This window comes from Mediterraneibacter sp. 210702-DFI.3.120, from assembly GCF_020561005.1.
Lineage (GTDB): Bacteria > Bacillota > Clostridia > Lachnospirales > Lachnospiraceae > Mediterraneibacter > Mediterraneibacter faecis.
In genome coordinates this window covers 42,698-61,364 of record NZ_JAJCNG010000002.1, presented here as the reverse complement: position 1 = coordinate 61,364, position 18,667 = coordinate 42,698, and the positions used below count along the sequence as shown (strand labels likewise).

General features: G+C 41.3%; 17 protein-coding genes. 11 read left to right on the top strand and 6 right to left on the bottom strand.

Annotated features, from left to right (window positions below):
• The first annotated feature begins 2 nt into the window (after window positions 1-2).
• Together rplI and dnaB are read left to right on the top strand one after the other, a co-directional pair.
• Complete coding sequence (rplI, locus tag LI162_RS01870) at window positions 3-452, top strand: 50S ribosomal protein L9 (protein WP_020437012.1); 450 nt, start codon at window positions 3-5, stop codon at window positions 450-452.
• 15 nt (window positions 453-467) lie between these two features.
• Window positions 468-1,823, top strand: a complete 1,356-nt coding sequence (gene dnaB, locus LI162_RS01865) for a replicative DNA helicase (RefSeq protein ID WP_020437011.1) — start codon at window positions 468-470, stop codon at window positions 1,821-1,823.
• A 106-nt stretch (window positions 1,824-1,929) separates the two neighbouring features.
• On the opposite strand, the gene LI162_RS01860 is transcribed toward dnaB, so the two are convergent.
• Together LI162_RS01860 and LI162_RS01855 are read right to left on the bottom strand one after the other, a co-directional pair.
• Complete coding sequence (locus LI162_RS01860; RefSeq protein ID WP_055163243.1) at window positions 1,930-2,547, bottom strand: helix-turn-helix domain-containing protein; 618 nt, start codon at window positions 2,545-2,547, stop codon at window positions 1,930-1,932.
• 239 nt (window positions 2,548-2,786) lie between these two features.
• Entirely contained in the window at window positions 2,787-2,957 is a 171-nt protein-coding gene (locus tag LI162_RS01855; protein ID WP_015527524.1) for a DUF362 domain-containing protein, read from the bottom strand.
• 311 nt (window positions 2,958-3,268) lie between these two features.
• On the opposite strand from LI162_RS01855, the gene LI162_RS01850 reads away from it, so the two are divergent.
• Complete coding sequence (locus LI162_RS01850) at window positions 3,269-4,600, top strand: substrate-binding domain-containing protein (protein ID WP_227155586.1); 1,332 nt, start codon at window positions 3,269-3,271, stop codon at window positions 4,598-4,600.
• Window positions 4,601-4,869: 269 nt separating this feature from the next.
• Here the strand turns inward: LI162_RS01850 and LI162_RS01845 are convergent, their stop codons facing one another.
• The 3 genes from LI162_RS01845 to LI162_RS01835 all read right to left on the bottom strand — a co-directional run bounded on the left by LI162_RS01845 (window position 4,870) and on the right by LI162_RS01835 (window position 9,469).
• Window positions 4,870-6,273, bottom strand: coding sequence for a sensor histidine kinase (locus tag LI162_RS01845; protein WP_020437008.1), 1,404 nt, complete (start codon window positions 6,271-6,273; stop codon window positions 4,870-4,872).
• Window positions 6,274-6,340: 67 nt separating this feature from the next.
• Window positions 6,341-7,042, bottom strand: coding sequence for a response regulator transcription factor (locus tag LI162_RS01840; protein WP_015527527.1), 702 nt, complete (start codon window positions 7,040-7,042; stop codon window positions 6,341-6,343).
• 51 nt (window positions 7,043-7,093) lie between these two features.
• On the bottom strand, window positions 7,094-9,469 hold the full coding sequence (locus LI162_RS01835) for an endonuclease MutS2 (RefSeq protein ID WP_055163241.1): 2,376 nt from the start codon (window positions 9,467-9,469) through the stop codon (window positions 7,094-7,096).
• A gap of 238 nt (window positions 9,470-9,707) precedes the next feature.
• Here LI162_RS01835 and LI162_RS01830 point away from each other — a divergent pair, with 238 nt between their 5' ends.
• The 8 genes from LI162_RS01830 to LI162_RS01795 all read left to right on the top strand — a co-directional run bounded on the left by LI162_RS01830 (window position 9,708) and on the right by LI162_RS01795 (window position 16,719).
• Window positions 9,708-11,018, top strand: coding sequence for a S1C family serine protease (locus LI162_RS01830; RefSeq protein WP_020437006.1), 1,311 nt, complete (start codon window positions 9,708-9,710; stop codon window positions 11,016-11,018).
• A gap of 19 nt (window positions 11,019-11,037) precedes the next feature.
• A complete protein-coding gene (locus LI162_RS01825; protein ID WP_015527530.1) occupies window positions 11,038-11,982 on the top strand; it encodes a 3'-5' exoribonuclease YhaM family protein in 945 nt (314 codons plus the stop codon).
• A gap of 295 nt (window positions 11,983-12,277) precedes the next feature.
• Complete coding sequence (gene rlmD / locus LI162_RS01820; RefSeq protein WP_226875747.1) at window positions 12,278-13,942, top strand: 23S rRNA (uracil(1939)-C(5))-methyltransferase RlmD; 1,665 nt, start codon at window positions 12,278-12,280, stop codon at window positions 13,940-13,942.
• Between the two features lie 31 nt (window positions 13,943-13,973).
• The gene (locus LI162_RS01815) at window positions 13,974-14,345 is read left to right on the top strand and encodes a TnpV protein (protein ID WP_055180168.1); all 372 of its coding nucleotides are present in this window, start codon (window positions 13,974-13,976) and stop codon (window positions 14,343-14,345) included.
• Between the two features lie 211 nt (window positions 14,346-14,556).
• Window positions 14,557-14,709: a hypothetical protein gene (locus tag LI162_RS01810; RefSeq protein WP_015560106.1), complete on the top strand. Its 153-nt coding sequence runs from the start codon at window positions 14,557-14,559 to the stop codon at window positions 14,707-14,709.
• A 24-nt stretch (window positions 14,710-14,733) separates the two neighbouring features.
• Complete coding sequence (locus LI162_RS01805; RefSeq protein ID WP_015560107.1) at window positions 14,734-15,588, top strand: hypothetical protein; 855 nt, start codon at window positions 14,734-14,736, stop codon at window positions 15,586-15,588.
• Window positions 15,589-15,861: 273 nt separating this feature from the next.
• Window positions 15,862-16,278 carry a YjdF family protein gene (locus tag LI162_RS01800; RefSeq protein WP_015560108.1) on the top strand — a complete coding sequence of 139 codons (417 nt, stop codon included), beginning with the start codon at window positions 15,862-15,864 and terminating at the stop codon, window positions 16,276-16,278.
• Between the two features lie 60 nt (window positions 16,279-16,338).
• Complete coding sequence (locus LI162_RS01795; protein ID WP_015560109.1) at window positions 16,339-16,719, top strand: DUF4825 domain-containing protein; 381 nt, start codon at window positions 16,339-16,341, stop codon at window positions 16,717-16,719.
• Window positions 16,720-16,861: 142 nt separating this feature from the next.
• Here the strand turns inward: LI162_RS01795 and mobQ are convergent, their stop codons facing one another.
• Window positions 16,862-18,571: a MobQ family relaxase gene (mobQ, locus tag LI162_RS01790; RefSeq protein ID WP_055157114.1), complete on the bottom strand. Its 1,710-nt coding sequence runs from the start codon at window positions 18,569-18,571 to the stop codon at window positions 16,862-16,864.
• Between the last annotated feature and the right edge of the window lie 96 nt (window positions 18,572-18,667).

Below are 18,667 nucleotides of genomic sequence, written 5' to 3'. Positions count from 1 at the left end.
CAATGAAAGTTATTTTATTACAGGATGTAAAATCTCTTGGAAAAAAAGGAGAGATCGTAAACGTAAATGATGGATATGCAAGAAACTTTATCCTTCCAAAGAAGCTTGGACTGGAAGCAACAGGAAAGAATCTGAATGATCTGAAGCTTCAGAAGAATAACGAGAAAAAAGTTGCGGAGGAGAACCTGGAGGCAGCGAAAGAACTTGCAGCTAAGATCGCAGAAGCTAAAATTGTAACACACATCAAAGTTGGAGAAGGCGGAAGAACTTTCGGTTCTGTATCAAGCAAAGAGATTGCAGAGGAAGTAAAAGCACAGTTGAATCTTAATGTTGATAAAAAGAAGATCCAGTTAAAAGAAGCGATCAAGACACTCGGAACACACAACGTGTCTGTAAAGCTTCATCCACAGGTTACAGCAGAACTGAAAGTAGTTGTACAGGAAGAAGCATAAGGAGACGAAATCTTTATGGATATGGAAGCAGCAATGAAACGAATTCCTCCGCACAGTGCGGAGGCAGAGCAGGCAGTGCTCGGTGCGATGCTGATGAACAAGGAGGCCATCACGGTGGCCTCCGAGATATTATCAGGGGATGATTTTTATCAGACAGCATATGGAATCTTGTTTAATTCTATGGTGGAACTGTTTCATGCGGGAAAACCGGTCGATCTGATCACCTTGCAGGAATATCTGAAAGAAAAGGATGTCCCGCCAGAGATCAGCAGCATGGAGTTTGCAAGAGATTTGCTGATGGGAACACAGACTTCTGCGAATATCAAGAGCTATGCTGAAATTGTACGTGAAAAATCAATCATGCGTCGCCTGATCAAAGTAAATGAAGAGACGGCAAATGCCTGTTATCTGCAGAATCAGCCATTAGAGGAGATTCTGGAAGATGCACAGAAGCAGGTTTTTGCACTTGCAGAGACTGGGAATTCAGAAGAGTATGTACCGATCAAGCAGGTTGTACTCAATGCATTGGATGTAATCGAGCGTGCGTCTAAGACAAAAGGAACAGTAACAGGAATTCCGACAGGATTCATTGATCTTGATTATAAGTTGTCCGGTCTGCAACGCTCAGACCTTGTACTGATCGCAGCCCGTCCTTCCATGGGTAAGACGGCGTTTGTATTGAATATCGCACAGCATGTGGCGTTTCGTCAGAATAAAGCAGTAGCAATCTTCAGTCTTGAGATGTCCAAAGAGCAGTTGGTAAACCGTCTGTTCTCATTGGAGTCTCATGTGGATGCACAGATACTAAGAACCGGTAATCTGTCAGATACGGATTGGGAGAAGTTGATCGAAGGAGCCGGAACAATAGGATCATCAAGAATGATCATTGATGATACGTCAGGTATTACGATTTCAGAGATGCGCTCAAAATGTAGAAAATACAAGCTGGAGATGGGACTTGACCTGATCATTATCGACTACTTACAGTTGATGAGCGGAAGCAATTCAAGAAAGAATGAGAGCCGTCAGCAGGAGATTTCTGAGATCTCACGTTCTTTGAAAGGTCTTGCCAGAGAATTGAATGTGCCGGTGCTTGCACTGTCACAGCTGAGCCGTGCAGTTGAGCAGAGAACAGATAAGCGTCCGATGCTTTCAGACCTCCGAGAGTCCGGAGCAATCGAGCAGGATGCCGATGTCTGTATGTTTATCTATCGTGATGATTATTATAATCCTGACACGGAAGATAAGAACATTGCAGAAATTATTATCGCAAAACAGAGAAACGGCCCGATCGGTACAGTGCGTCTTGCGTGGATGCCACAGTACACTCGTTTTGGAAACGAGCTGCGTCAGCAGGATCAGGAGATATAAAAAAGAAAAGGACAGGCACTTGTTGGAGAGCGCCTGTCTTTTTTCGGTATACAAATCCAATAAATCTACCGGTATGTGCAGTGTGCAATTAGAAATCGCAGAAATGCTATGTAAATCTTTTTTTGAATCTCAGCACCGGACTATTCTTCACACTTTCTCTTCGGGTCGCCTGTTGCTGGCGAATCAGGCTGTCCAGTTTACGGAAATGTTCTTCTTCCTGCCGTTCTTTCGCCTGGAAAAGAAAATCCATCTCACGTATGACATCTGCGGTGACCTGAGTGCTGATTTCTTTTTCTAATGCTTTGTTATTTTCAGAAACGACTTCCGTAAGTACCTCTCCGATGAGTGAACGTACATGTTCCAGCTGGGTCTTTGTGATGACTTCGATCGGAGTAGTGGTAGTGGCCGGTTTGCACTCAGATGTCAGGTCAGGTGCGGGTGTTTTGGTAAGGGCATTCTTTTCCTTGTTTTCAGTGTGTCTCATTATCTGACGTGTAGATTTCAACTCTGGGATCAATGGCTTCAGATCGCGAAGCAGAACCCCTTCATTCTTAAGTTTTTTAATACAGCAAAAGAGCTGGATATCATCCTGGGTATAATATCGATGTCCCATCTCTGTGCGGCCGATCGGAATATGAAGTTCCTCTTCCCAGTACCTTAAGACATGGGATTCTACCTGAACTTTCTTGGCGGCTTCAGAGATCATAAATCTGACTTCACCCATTGATTTTCTATCCTCCTGTTAGAATCATTGCGATTACTGTTCTGATTTCGCTACATTTATTATAGCATAGAGAAATTATGAAAGAAGTGCTAATCGTTCGTCAAATTATGGCAAAAAATGGTAATTAAAGAAAGGTATGGAATACAAGGAAAAAAGTTGTAAAAAAAGAAATCCTGCCGCATCTGAATCAATCAGACGGGCAGGACTTCTGCGTTTTGTGATCACTTAGCGCTTATAAATTATGCTTCAGAGATAGCGCCTGTAGGACAAGCAGCCTCACAAGCTCCGCAATCTACACAAGCATCAGCATCGATCTCATATTTGCCATCTCCTTCAGAAATAGCGCCTACTGGACATTCGCCTTCGCAAGTACCACAGCTTACACATTCATCACTAATTACGTGTGCCATTGTATGTACCCTCCTTTTTTGGATTACGATAGGTTTTTCCCTTTTCGTTATCCTCATTTTAATACAAGACGGGGAAATATACAAGAGTTCCTGATGTATTTATTTGAGTAATTTATAAGTTAGTCTTATAGAACTTATGAGCGTGGAAAATAGAAGATTTCTATCATAAATTAGTAAAAAAACGAAAATTCACGAGATTTTAAGAAATTATCTCTTCCATTTTTCAAGGATTCGTGTATCATAATGGATTGAGAGTTAAAAAGTAGAAAACATAGAGATAAAATTGTGTAAATGAAAAGAAGGAGAAAGTTATGCGGAAACGAAATGTAAGAGCAGCGATTGCGGCAGCACTTTGTATGACGGTACTTGCAGCCGGCTGCGGAAAGAAGGCAGATGATCCGGTTTTTACAGGGGATAAGACAGAAGCACCGGTATATCAGGCGAATCTGGATGCAATTAAATCTTCTGTATATGCATCGGCAGACAATCTGGATCTGGAACCTGGAACTTATATTTCTGTAATCGGAAGGGGATCTTCAACACCATATTGGAATCAGGTAAAGGCAGGGGTAGAGCAGGCAGCAACTGACTTGAATACAGCACTTGGCTATTCCGGAAATGATAAGGTGAAAGTATTATACAGTGCACCGGATGAGAATGATAATATCGATCAGCAGGTGAATATTCTGGATGAAGAGCTTGCACGTTATCCGGATGTGATCGCAATTTCCAGTGTAGATGCAAGCGCATGCTCCGTCCAGTTTGATCTTGCGATTGAGAATGGAATTCCGATCGTAGCATTTGATTCAGGAAACAGCTATCAGAATATCCAAAGTACTTGCAAAACGAATAATATAGAAGCGGCAACAACAGGAACAAAGAATTTCTGTGAGAAGATCGGTGACAGTGGGGAGATTCTGTTGCTTGTGCATGATACAGTATCAGATACGGCGAAAGAGCGTGAGGCAGGAATCAAAAATGAACTTGCAGCAAATCATCCGAATGTGACTGTTACAGAGACAATTTATCTGGATCAGCTGGAAATGTTGAAGAAACAGATTGTAGCTGAACAGGTCGGGGTAACACCAGAAGAACTGGCAGCCGCAGAAGCAGGAGAAAAGAAGGAAGAGACAACAGGAACAGGTGATGCTTCCGAGACAATTGCAGATGCAGCATCGAATGCGGATTCTTCATCAGCAGACGAAAGTGCGAATGAGACAGCACAGGAAGTGGACAATGAATTGTCTGAGAAGATGCAGCAGGTCAACGATGGCGCGGCAAAGATGAGTGATGAAGATGCAATTCAATATTACATGGAGAAACATCCTGATTTAAAAGGATGTATTGCTACGAACGAGACAGTAACCCAGCTTGCAATTAAGACGATGGATCAGCTTGATGCAGAAAAACATATTACATTAGTGGGGTTTGATGCTGGAAAAGAGCAGGTCAAGGCATTGAAAGATGGAAAGGTGGATGGACTTATTGTGCAGAATCCTTTTGGAATGGGATATGCGACAGTAGTTGCAGCGGCACGTACAGTTCTTGAGATTGGAAATGAAGCTGAGGTCAACACAGGATATGTGTGGGTGACAGCAGACAATATGAATGACGATACGATAACACCGTTCCTTTACGAATAAGTTGAAAATAAGTCGAACAATTTCATAAAAGAAAAGAGCTTGTCAGGTAAAATAAAAACATCAGGTTTTATACTTCATTCTGAAATTCAGAAATATAGAAGTAATAAAATCCTGATGTTTTTTATTTTATATTAGGAAAGTCCTTTCCTAATAAAAAAAAACGCTCCGCTCAGGATGCGCACTGCGGCGTACAAGGTAGGTGTCGCAAGCGACCGCCGCAGGCGCAGGAATGTGCCAAGGCACATTCTTTGTTCTGTTCACGTTGTCCTTTAAGCTTTGCTTAAAGAAAAAATAAATTCGGTGCCAACCCCTTCTGTACTGATCACATTGATATGTTCATCGTGAGCCTGTATGATTTCTTTTACGATCGAAAGTCCAAGTCCGGTTCCTTTCTTATCCTTTCCACGGGAAAGATCTGATTTGTAGAAACGCTCCCAAATCTTATTGATTTCCTTTCTTGAGATTCCGATTCCATGATCTTTTACGGAAACAAAGATTTTATCATTTTTCGTTGTTACTTCTACTGTAATAGAAGAGTCATTCTCACTGAATTTAATCGCATTATCCAGAAGATTATAAAGAACCTGTTGGATTTTGCGTCGGTCCGCCATTACATTGATCTGTTCAGACAGTAGAAAGAGCTTAATGGATATATGCTTCTGAGTACAGACACCCTCGAAAGACTGGGCAGTATGTTTGATCATCTCCTGAATATCAAAGGAAGTCTTATTGAGCAGGAGCTCTTTTGTATCAAATTCGTTCAAAGTAAGAAGATCCGTTGTCAGGTCAGTCAGTCGTTCCGTTTCGAAGAGAATGATATTTAGGTATTTCTCATGAAGCTCTGGTGGGATTGTTCCGTCTGCCATTGCTTCTACATACCCCCTAATTGAAGTCAACGGGGAACGGAAATCGTGGGATACATTTGCTACGATCTTTTTCTGATAATCATCAGAGTCCTTCAGTTGTGTAGCCATATAATTCAGTGATGCGGATAAATATCCGATCTCATCATGCCTGTTTACCGGAATCTCGTAATCCAGATTGCCCATGGCATATTGCTTCGCAGCTTCTGTGATCAGCAACAATGGTCGATGGACGAAGAAATGGAACCCAAGCAGGAAGATGAAGGACAACAGGAAAATAACTCCAAGAGAAATATAAACCGGAACCATCAGCGTGCGGCATCTTTCGTTGATCAGAGAGACCGGGCTGTGAATGATCAGATATCCCTTTGTATAAAATCCCTGTGTGACAGGAGCCATTACAGTAATCATATCTTCCTGAAAATAATTATGGTAGGTTCCGATCATGTACTGGTTGCTCCCGATTTCGGCCGGATCAAAATTATTGACGGATTGTGGCGCAGTAGTATCCTTCAGGTTGGCAGAGGTGATCATTGTACCATCTTTTTCAACAAACCACAGAGAAGAATTAAGATACGTCTTCATAGCAGATAACTGAGAATGAACAGCCCAGCTGGAAGATTCGTTTGAAAAATAGGAAGGCAGATAATTATCCGCAATCATGGTTGCTTCTCTGTATAATGTCTGCGAAGTATCTTTTTCCAGACGTTCGGTGATCAGTTCTGTGGTTAATGTTGCTGTTGTGAAAACACATAAAAACCCGAAAATAATATAAAGTACAATAAATTTTAAATGCAGAACTGCTTTCATAATTTCTCCCTAAGTACTCATCGGCCACCAGATGCTGTTTACAGTATCCAGGACCGATGATTTAAATCTATTTTGTCTCAAATTTGTAACCAATTCCCCATACAGTACTGATATTCCAGTGAGGGTGGTCTTTAATCTTTTCGCGCAGACGTTTAATATGAACATCAACGGTACGAGTGTCTCCGATATATTCATAGCCCCAGATACGGTCTAAGAGCTGCTCTCTTGTGAATACCTGATTCGGTGATGCAGCAAGACAATAAAGGAGTTCTAATTCTTTTGGCGGCATATCAACAGGATGTCCGTCACACACAACAGAGTAGTTTGTAAGATTGATCGTCAATCCGTCAAACTCTGCACATTTTGTTTTTTCAACAGAAGTATCATTCTGTTGTCCAACCTGATATCTTCTCAGGACAGCTCTTACGCGGGCAACCATTTCCTTAGGGTCAAATGGCTTCATGATATAATCATCCGCTCCGAGTTCCAGTCCGAGAACTTTGTCAAATACTTCACTTTTTGCAGAAAGCATGATGATCGGTGTGGCAGCTTTGGAACGAATCTCACGACAAACCTGATACCCGTCAATTCCCGGAAGCATCAGATCAAGAAGAATCAGATTTGGTTGATAGCTGTCAAAAGCTGCAAGCGCATCTTCTCCATCATATACTAATTTTGTATCAAAACATTCTTTTGTGAGATAAAGAGAAATCAGTTCAGCGATATTCTCATCATCATCTACGATTAGGATTTTCTGTTTTCCAAACATTCTTTTTCCCCCATTAACCATGATAAGGTAGTTGGTAACTGTTTAAAATAATTAGCCAAGTTCTACAATTGTTACACCTGCGTCACCTTCACCAAATTCGGCAAGGTGATAGGATTTTACATGTTTCTGACGACGCAGATATTCATGAATTCCCTTTCTGAGTGCTCCGGTTCCCTTTCCGTGAACTACACGGACAGTATTCAGGTGAGCGAGGATTGCGTCATCCAGGTATTTATCCAGCTCAGCAACGGCTTCATCAACAGTACGTCCGAGCAGATTGATCTCAGGCCGGACAGAAAGAGATTTTCCCATTTTGATTTTGCCTTTTGAAGTACGGTTCATTTTCTTCGGTGCATATGGAGAGACTTCCTCGATAATTTCCAGATCGGAAATGTTGACCTGGGAACTGAGGATTCCCATACGTACGGTAAGATTCCCTTTGGCATCAGGTAGAGAGCTTACGATTCCTGTCAGGTTCATGCTGAGAACTTTGACAGATTCTCCGAGCTTGAAGTCAGATGCTTTATGCTCTTTCTTTGGTTTCTGTGCTTTCATTGCAGACGCAGATGCTGTATCTTTGATCTTCTTGCGCAGCTTCTCGCGTTCCTTTTCCATCTCGGCAGCAGAAATGTTTTCCTTGCCGAATTTACGGAAATCCTTGATCGTCTTGTCTGCAATTTCTTTTGCTTCACGCAGAATGGCGTTTGCTTTTTCATTTGCCTCGCGTAAAATGCGGTCGCGCTGATCATCTAATTTCTCCTGGCGCTGTTTCGCCTGGGCTTTCAGGTCTTCCGCTTCTTTCTTCAATCGTGCGATTTCTTCCTGTTCCTTTTCAATCGTCCGTTTGCTTGTCTCAAGATCAGTAAGAAGATCTTCAAAGGAAACGTCCTGTTCACTGAGCCGTTTCTTTGCATCTTCAATAATATAATCCGGCAGACCTAATTTCCCGGAGATTGCAAATGCATTACTTTTACCAGGAATACCGATCAGCAGACGGTAAGTCGGACGAAGACTTTCTACATCGAATTCACAACAGGCATTCTCCACACCCGGAGTGGAAAGTGCATAGACTTTTAACTCGCTGTAGTGTGTGGTAGCCATTGTACGGATTCCTCTCTGGTGAAGATAGGACAGAATAGAAATTGCAAGTGCGGCACCTTCCGTCGGATCTGTACCGGCTCCAAGTTCATCAAAGAGAACCAGCGAACGTTCATCTACTTTCTTAAGGAAAGAGACAATATTGGTCATATGAGAAGAGAATGTACTAAGGCTCTGCTCAATACTCTGTTCATCTCCGATATCTGCATAAATCTGATGAAATACAGCCAGTTCACTGCGGTCTCCGGCAGGAATGTGAAGTCCGGACTGTCCCATCAGACAGAACAAGCCGACCGTTTTCAAAGAAACAGTTTTACCGCCGGTATTTGGTCCGGTGATGATCAGCAGTGTGAAGTCCTCCCCAAGTGTCACGGTGATCGGAACAACTTTTTTCGGATCGAGCAGTGGGTGACGTCCCTCACGGATACGGATGCGTCCCTCTTCATTCAGAAGCGGCCGGCTGGCGCGCATGGACATTGCCAGAGCACCTCGTGCAAAAATGAAGTCAAGATCCGTCAGAGAACGGTAATCCACACGGATTTCCTCGATATATTGTGCGGCTTCTTCACTTAGATTCGCAAGAATTACCTGAATCTCTTCCTGTTCCTTTGCATAAAGTTCTTTTAAGTCATTGTTCAGTTTTACGATTGCCATAGGTTCAATAAAAAGAGTAGAACCTGTTGAAGACTGATCATGAATGAGTCCCTGTACCTGTCCACGATATTCCGCTTTAACAGGTACACAATAGCGGTCTCCACGCATGGTAATGATTGCATCCTGCAGATAAGTGCGAAGGGAACCGTTGACCAGTGTAGTTAAAGTGGCGTGTACTTTGTCATTGATGTTATTAATGCTTCGACGAATTTGCTTCAGTGTGGAACTGGCATCATCACTGTATTCATCTTCGCCGATAATACAGCGGTCGATTTCATTTGAAAGTGGTGTCAGTGGTTCAAGCAGGTTAAAATATTCATCCAGGCAGTCGCAAGCGTCCTCTTGTGTATCATGTCTTCCGTAGGCCTTTACCCTGGCTGCATTTACAAGCAGGCGGGAAATACGGAGAAGTTCTGTGCTGCTGAGTGAGCCACCAATCTCCAGACGCTTCATGGACTCTTCAACCGGTGCAGCGTCACCAAACGAGATACGTCCTTTTTGCACGATTCGTGTATAAGCGGCAGCAGTCTGTTCCTGATAAGTGTTGATCTTATGAAGGTCGGTCATTGGCTTCAAACGACGGCAGAGCTGTCCTCCACGGAAAGATGTCGCTTCTTTTTCAAGAAGAGCAATGATCTTATCATATTCCAGTTTAAATAATGTTTTTTGATTCATTTATTTTCCTCTGTCATTTCAACTTAATACTAATTTTTTAATCATGTAGCTGTTCACAATACATGTGAACAATAACTATTTCCGAGTCTTATTGTACCTTATTATTTCATTAAATAAAAGGCTTTTATAGATATTGAACAATCTATATGAATCAGTTATACTAAGTAATGGAAATGTCCGTGTCGGTTGATTTTGTAGTTGACACGGAAGTGAACAGTCACGAATGAGGTTCATGCCAATGTCAGAAAAGAAAAGTAATGGTCAGGTTCCGGAAGAGGGTCCTGATGGGAAAAATTTAGAACAGTCAGAGAAAAAGGAATCTTTTGCATTTCTCGAAGAGACGATAAAACCAAAGAAGATCAGCAAACAGCAAGGAATGAAACAGCTCATCCGGATTGCAATATGCGGACTGGTTTTAGGAGGCTCTGCATGCCTGGGATTCTTTGCATTGCGCCCGCTTGCACAGCATTTATTTCCTGAAAAGACACAAGTTGTGACAATCCAGGAGGACAATCAATCAGAGGAAGATTTAGCAGAAGGTGGCGACACGACAGAGCAGAATGACGTGCAGAATCAGCAGGAGATCAGTTATGTACAGATGATGTCCAAAGCATATGAGAAAGCACTGACAGCGAAGAAGAGTGTGGTATCTGTTACGAAAGGAGCAGAACAGGAGAACTGGAATGCAGAAGCGACCGGAATTGATGAGAGCGTATCTGGTGTGATCGTTGCGGATAACGGACCGGAGATACTGATTTTGTCCTATGCTTCGATCTGCGAAGATGCAAAAGAGTGGTGCGTTACATTTTCAGATAAATCAGAATATAAGGCAAGCCTGAAAAAAAAGGATAAAAATAGTGGATTTGCAATATTTGCGGTAGATAAAAAAAGCCTTTCAGATGCCACATGGAGTGCTTCAAGTGTAGCATCACTTGGTAATTCGAATCTGACAGAACAGGGTGATGTTATATTCGCACTGGGAAATATTTTCGGTTATGCCGGAGGAAGCGGTTACGGAATTGTCAGTTCGTCAAACTATAAAGAAATCGGACGCGACGGAGAGTATAGTGTGATTGCGACCGATATGAGCAGTGCATCCGAAGGAACAGGTATTTTATTCAATCTGGATGGAGAAGTGATCGGAATGATTTCTTCTGATATCTGGAAAGAACGTGGAATACGTACTGCGAATGCTTATGCGATCTCAGATCTGAAGTTGGTTATCCAGCTGTTAGCGAACGGTGCAAGTGTACCTTATATCGGTGTGTCAGGAACAGCAGTGACAAGTGGAATTCAGAAAGAAGAGGGCATGCCGTCAGGAGTCTATGTGATTGACGTGGCAGCAGATTCACCTGCAATGGCAGCGGGCATACAGAGTGGAGATGTGATCTGTTCTGTGAATGGAGAGAAAATTGTAAGCATGAGTGCTTACCGTAAACTGATGCTGACATGGAAAGTAGGAGATCAGATCAAAGTAGAAGGGAAACGCCGAGGATCTGAAGGATATGTAGATATTAAATTTGATGTTACGATTGAAAGTAAAGAATAACAAGTGAAAGAGGCAGAAAATGAGATTTATAGATGGATTATGCGAGGGAGAAACAATCAGGAATGTATATCTTTGTAAAGGAAAACGTTCCGCAGAGACAAGAAATGGAAAGCCGTATGATAATCTGATTCTTCAGGATAAAACAGGAACATTAGATGGAAAAGTATGGGATCCGAACTCCCAGGGAATCGCAGATTATGATGAGAAGGACTTTATCGAAGTTTTTGGAGATGTGATCAATTATAATGGAAATCTTCAGTTGAACATCCGTCAGATCAGAAAGGCGGAAGAGGGAGAATACAATCCGGCAGATTATATGCCGACAACAGATAAGAGTGTAGACGGAATGTACGAGGAACTGACAGCTTATATTCGTCAGATCTCTAACAAATATTTAAGACAGGTGTTGGAATTCTACTATATAAAAGATGAAGCATTTATCAAAAAATTCAAGGCACATTCCGCAGCGAAGACAGTACATCACGGATTTTCCGGAGGATTGCTTGAGCATACACTCAGTGTAACTCGTATGTGTGATTATTTTGCAACAAGCTACTCTATTTTGAATAGAGATCTGCTCCTTAGCTCTGCAATCCTTCATGATATCGGAAAAGTGAAAGAACTTTCTGATTTTCCGGACAATGATTATACAGATGAGGGACAGCTGATCGGACATATCGTGATCGGTGTCGAGATGATCGATGATGCGATCCGTTCTATCCCGGACTTTCCGGTGAAGCTTGCTCATGAACTCAAGCATTGTATCGTGGCACATCACGGTGAACTGGAATACGGTTCTCCAAAGAAACCGGCACTGGCAGAGGCAGTGGCACTGAATATGGCAGATTCAACAGATGCAAAGCTTCAGACATTGACAGAACTGTTCAAAGGAAAAACAGGAACAGAATGGCTTGGATATAACCGTTTGTTTGAGTCTAATTTAAGAAGAGCATCCGAGGATTAAATCTAACAATGAGAACAACAAGTGTCACTGTTTGCAGAATCTATGTGAGCAGTGGCTATTTGTATGATACAAGGGTCAAAAGGTCATGCGTTTCTTGCTTGCATGAAAAAGCATGACTTATTGACCCGCAAAACACCGAAAAGTAGCCATTTTTCGTAGAAAAATGAGCGGATTTGAGGTGTTTTAGGATTGCGAGAGCATGAAATGCGAAGCAATCCGTGTATCATAGGGGTCAAAATACCTTTTGACCCCAACATCTTTGTATAATTAAGAGTAAAATAGAAGAGAGAAAAGAATGAACAAGAATGATATTGTAACAGTTGAAATAACAGATATCGGAGTGAGCGGGGAAGGAATTGGCCATGTGGATGGCTACACGCTCTTTATCAAAGACGCAGTGATCGGTGATGTGGTTGAAGCGAAAGTCATGAAGGCAAAGAAGAATTATGGCTATGCCAGATTGATGAAAGTCATCACACCGTCAGAATATCGCGTAGAACCAAAGTGTGCATTTGCCAGAAGATGCGGAGGCTGCCAGATCCAGGAAATGTCTTATGATCGTCAGCTTGTGTTTAAAGACCAGAAGATTCGTGGCAATCTGGAACGAATCGGTGGGTTCACAAAAGACCAGATCGATACAGTGATGCAGCCGGTTGTTGGAATGGAGCATCCGTTTGGTTATCGTAATAAAGCACAGTTCCCGTTCGGAACGGACAAAGAAGGCAATCCGATCACGGGATTCTATGCCGGAAGAACACATGATATCATTGCAAACACAGATTGCGCTCTTGGCGTAGAGCAGAACAAAGAGATTCTCGAGATCATTTTACAATATATGCGTGAAAACAAGATCAAATCGTATGACGAGAAGACTGGAAAAGGTCTGATCCGGCATGCATTGATCCGCTATGGATTCAAGACAAAAGAAATTATGGTCTGTCTTGTGATCAACGGAAAGAAACTTCCGAAAGCAGAGCGTCTGATTGAAAAGCTTATTCAGATTGAGGGCATGACAAGTATCACGATCAGTCCGAATACACGAAGAGATAATGTGATTATGGGAGATTCCTATGAAATTCTCTGGGGACAGGGATATATTACAGATTATATCGGAAATGTAAAATATCAGATTTCCCCATTATCATTCTATCAGGTAAATCCGGTACAAACAGAGAAACTATACGGACTTGCACTTGAGTATGCAGACCTCAAAGGTGATGAAACCGTGTGGGATCTGTACTGCGGAATCGGAACGATTTCCCTCTTCCTTGCCCAGAAGGCAAAACAGGTTTACGGAGTTGAGATTGTGCCGCAGGCAATCGATGATGCCAAAGAAAATGCAAAGATCAATGCGATTGATAACGCAGAATTTTTCGTCGGGAAGGCAGAAGAAGTTCTGCCGGAATATTATGCAGAGTATGAGCGAGAGCATAATGGCGAGACAGCTCATGCAGACGTGATCGTTGTGGATCCACCGAGAAAGGGCTGTGACGAGACACTGCTGGAGACAATCGTGAAGATGCAGCCGGAGAAGGTTGTGTATGTAAGCTGTGACAGTGCGACATTGGCGAGAGACCTGAAGTATCTGTGTGCGAATGGATACGAGATCAAGATGTGTAGAGGTGTGGATCAGTTCCCGCAGAGTGTGCATGTGGAGACAGTTGTTCTTTTGTCCCAACAGAAGCCGGATGACACGATAGAGATCGACTTAGACCTGGACGAGCTGGATGCTACCAGTGCCGAGTTGAAAGCAACCTATCAGGAAATCAAAGATTATGTGCTGAAAGAATTTGGCTTGAAGGTTTCAAGTTTATATATTTCTCAGGTAAAACGCAAATGTGGAATTGAAGTGGGAGAAAACTATAATCTTCCAAAATCAGAAAATGCAAGAGTTCCACAATGCCCGAAAGAGAAGGAAGAAGCTATCAAGGCTGCCCTGAAATATTTTGCGATGATCTAAGGACATCGCTGATTTCAAGGAGGAATAACACATGAAAAGCACATTTGAAAAAATGGGTGGAACCTACACACTTGGCGCAGACGGAATTTACTATCCGAATCTTGTCAGTACAGATGAAGAACCGCATTATGGGAAATATGGAATGATGCGGAAAACATATCTGAAAGAGCATCGTCCGGCAATGTATTCACTGTATATGTTGGAAGACAGACTGGTGGAACATCTGAATCTTGTGGACGATGAAGCACAGGAGAGAATGGATATTCTGGTACGTCAGATGATGGAGCAGCAGGGCATTACGGAAGAATTGAAAGCTCGTGATCAGATGGAATGGGTCAGAGCGGTAAACAATATCCGGAATGCTGCAGAAGAGATTGTGTTAAAAGAATTAGTGTATATTTAAAGCGTGGAAAGCTCCTTCGGGAGCTTTTTACCGTTTCTACAAACAATTTTTTCTCGTGCCGGAAAGCAATCTATTTACATGGAACAGATGCAGAGAGAAAAAATATTGGAAGGTTATGATTCTTGATCAGCTTTTTTGCTATTGCTCTTTTGAAGATGGTAAAAAAACAAGTGATATGGTAAAATAATACTATTAGATTGAACGGACAGAAATGAGGAAAGTTGATGAATTAAGAAATGTAATTGCAAATCAATTTGCCTGCGAATATAAGGCTTATGACTTTGGGGAAATCTGTAATGCATTCATTGATGATTTGATTAGATTAATGGAAAATAGTATTAAAAATGAACAAGGCAATTTTTAGTTGACATAAGGAGAACAGAAAAATATGAAAAAATATTACGCAGAAAGACATGGTTTACTTACAAAGCAACTACAGATAGATTTTGATGAGTTATTACAGTATTTCGGACAGGTATATAAATATTTTTGTGATAAAGAGTATTTTGAAGTGGCTACAAGAGGAGTGTGGAGGCAAATTCCTTATACGCAGGATTCGGAGCAGATTTTACCACCAAGTTTGTTGCCATCACCGGAAGTGTATTTTGCAACATGCTTACAGGATAAAGAGGTTTGGCCAATTTGGCAATATCTTGAAGAATATGATGAGCAGACATTGTTTTCAGTGATTGAGATTTTATACGACCATATTGGTGTTTATAACTATGAAACAGATCAGTTTGAAAATGAAGCACAAAAGGAAGAATTTGCTGAACAAATTAATAATATCTTACGTGCATATAAAGAGGGATATTATCTTGAACCGACAAATGGATTTATAATGCAAATACCTAACGGTGCGTTGCGTGAACAGTTAGAATATGACGGTTCTGATTTACCCGATTCAGTATATGAGCAATTAGCAACAGCCACAGAAATGTATTATCGTTTTGATGCCAATTTAGAACAGAAAAAGAAAGCTATTAATATTCTTGCCGATATTTTGGAAAGTGAACGTGAAGAAGTAAAAGATACTTTAAATGCTGAGTATGAAGTTCCTAAAAATGAACATGATAAGTTGATTTTTGGTATAGTTAATGGTTATAATATTCGCCATAATCGTGCAGATCAAAAGAACGATTATAGCAAAGAAATATGGTATGATTGGATGATGCAATATTATACAAGCGTAATAATAGCATTTTACAAGTTGAAAAATAAGTATACCGATATTGATTTTTAAATGGTGAGTTAAATGATATCTCCCTAAGTGGAGTATAAATTTTTTCTCAAAAGGTGATGGTTTCGCTATTTAGCATAAAAAGTAACTTAGAAGTTTCAGAATTAAGTTAATCGTGCCACATGGCTTGATTATAAAAGCAAAGATAAAAACGCAACGTACATCTTTGATGTACCAGAGCCGGTAGGTAGCCCGGCCGTCCTATATAAATAGGGTAAGTAACCTGCCCCTCCGGGTTGTCCATTCTTTGTTCAATCATTTTTAGGAGGGATTTTTATGGACAAAGTAAATGGAAAGCTGACAGTATTTTTTGAAGAGCCGTTTTGGGTGGGAATCTTTGAACGCATCGAAGATGGTAAACTATCTGTGGCAAAGGTAACATTTGGTGCAGAGCCAAAAGATTATGAAGTACAGGAATATATTCAAAAGTGCTATTTCAGTTTGAAATTCAGTCCGGTTGTTGAAACTGTTGTAAAGGATATCAAAAGAAATTCGAAACGGATGCAGCGGGAAACAAAGAAGCAGATGCTGGAAATAGGCATTGGTACAAAATCGCAACAGGCGTTGAAATTACAACAGGAACAGAACAAGCAGGAACGTAAAGAGAAAAGCCGCAAGAGAAAAGAGGCAGAAGAGCAGCGAATGTTTGAACTGAAACAGCGAAAGAAAAGAGAAAAGCATAAGGGACATTAAAGTTCCTTGGGCTTTTACTCAAATCGTAAATTTTTGAATAAAGCTTTCGGGGGTGTTTCTATGAAGAAAAAAGTACTTGCAATTATGTTGGTTGCCGTATCAATAATGCTGATTTCGGCGTGCGGAAAAAAAGAAAAACTATACGAAATTCCTGACCTATCGAAGTATAAGACAGATTATGTAGGAGATTCTTCGAATGTTATAAATATTGTAAGCGGTCAAGAGTATCCGGAGGGATACTCATATGATAGTATAGAGATACAATCTGAAACAGAGCCTTATGGATTAACAGTTTTTCTAAAAGATGAGCCGTCTGCAGTCAAGCTTGAAGATGAATTGCAGGTTAATGCAGATATGACATTTGATTTGATTGGTAATTTGGGAACAATTGATTATAAAACAGCAGATAGCAAAGAAATTATTGTATCATATGAACGGTGATATATTTTTAGTCAACTTTTAGACAATTTGAAGAGCAGAATATAAAAAGGCGTATGGAAGTTTTGATTTCCATACGCCTTTTTGAAAGGAGTTTATTTTTGAACAAGAGATTTGTAAGAGCATGTTATCTACTCGAAGATGATTACAATTCCATATCATAGGACTTTTTCTTAGCTCTTGCAGGCTGATTTCGCCGCATTTCCTGTTCTCGCTGATATTTAAGTTCCCATGCACGATGGGAGAAAACATCAGGATCCTCCACATTGAGATAATCCACCTCATCGGCTGCAATATCACGACGGTGATAGTCATAATATTTACCGAAAGTCCCCTTGAACTGTTCAATCAGCTTATCCCGGAAATCAGGACGTATCTGGATTCTGGTATCCAGTAACTCGGTATATTGTTCTGGTTCAGGACGAAATTTTTCTTCCCGGAAAGCGGCGGCGTCTTTTTCAAGCTGTTTTTGGAGCGAGATGTCCTGAGAATCCAGGATATCAAGATTGTTATTCATCTGGTCATATTTCTTGGATAGATTTGTCATAGCTTTATCGGTAGAGCATTGTGCCTGGAAGATTAGCTGCTCTTTCCTTGATTTCAGTTCTTCAATTTCTTCGGTAACAGTGGTAAGTTGCTGATTCAATTTTATATGCTGAATGGGATTCAAAATACTGGTTTTCTCTTTTTTTACATTCAGCTCTTTCCGTTCTGTAACTTTAGCTTTGAGTTTCTTTTTAACGGTGTTGTATTTATTCAGTATTGGATTAAAATGATTCATCCAGTCATGGATCACTTCTTTTTGCATCTCATTGTGGAGCAAATGATACTGTGTAAAAATCATATGATTGCGGATCGCTTCTAACGTTTCAGCTATTATTGGAATAGACTTTTCTACAGCTTCAGCCAGTTTTGCTACCTTTGCTTTTAATTCTCGGAGCATTTTGTTATCCGCACGAATCTGACGGTTGATTTCACAGCGGTCTGCTATCATGCCTTTCTTTTCCATATTCTGGGCAATGTAGCCTTCATGGATGGTTGGCTGTTCGGTGATTCCCTGATCTGCAAAGCTGCGGTGATCAATGGTAGCATTTATCTGATTACGTGCAAGCATTTTATTTACGGCATCTGCCCAGTTTGCCCGCCAGATACAAAGTTGTTCATCACTGTTCCATTGTTGGGAAATAGGATTCTGTCTGCCATATCGGCTGCTCTTGGGGTGTTTATCAATCCGTTCATATCCTTTTTCCTGTGCAACAGAGGAAGTCAGATATTCTTTCTTTTTTCCAACTTTATAGCGATATTGCTTTTCCCATCCCTGTTTCTGAGCAGTTTTAAATTCAGAAGCAGTAACCCCTTTTTCTTCCCCATCTTTGATACAGAGATATTCTTTTTCTGTTTTATACTGCCATGTTCCATTTTCATTTAATGGTCGGACAGTAAGAAGAATGTGTGCATGGGGATTGTGACCATCTGTATCGTGAATGGCAAAATCAGCACACATCCCCATATCTACAAAATTCTTTTTAATAAAATCTTGAAGAAGAGAAATATTGCTGTCTTTATCCAACTCAACGGGGAGTGCGACAACAAATTCTCTTGCAAGTCGGCTGTCTTTGGTCTTTTCGGTTTCTTCCACAGCATTCCAGAGTTGTTCCCGGTCATTCCATTCCAATGGAGCCATTGGAGGAAGCATCACCTCCTGATAGATCAGCCCCTGCTTTCTGGTATAGTCATGCTGGATGCCGTCATAATCATTGTACATGCGGCTACAGCTCATATAAGCAGAAGCAGCAACGGCAGACCGACCGGAACCACGGCTGACGACTTTGGCTTGCATATGATAAATTGCCATATCTGGCACCTCCTTTCGATGTTGCCTGCAACAGCGGATAAAGCCCTCGGCAGAGCGCACGAGCCCCGAAGGGGATACCACTGCCTGATTTATCAG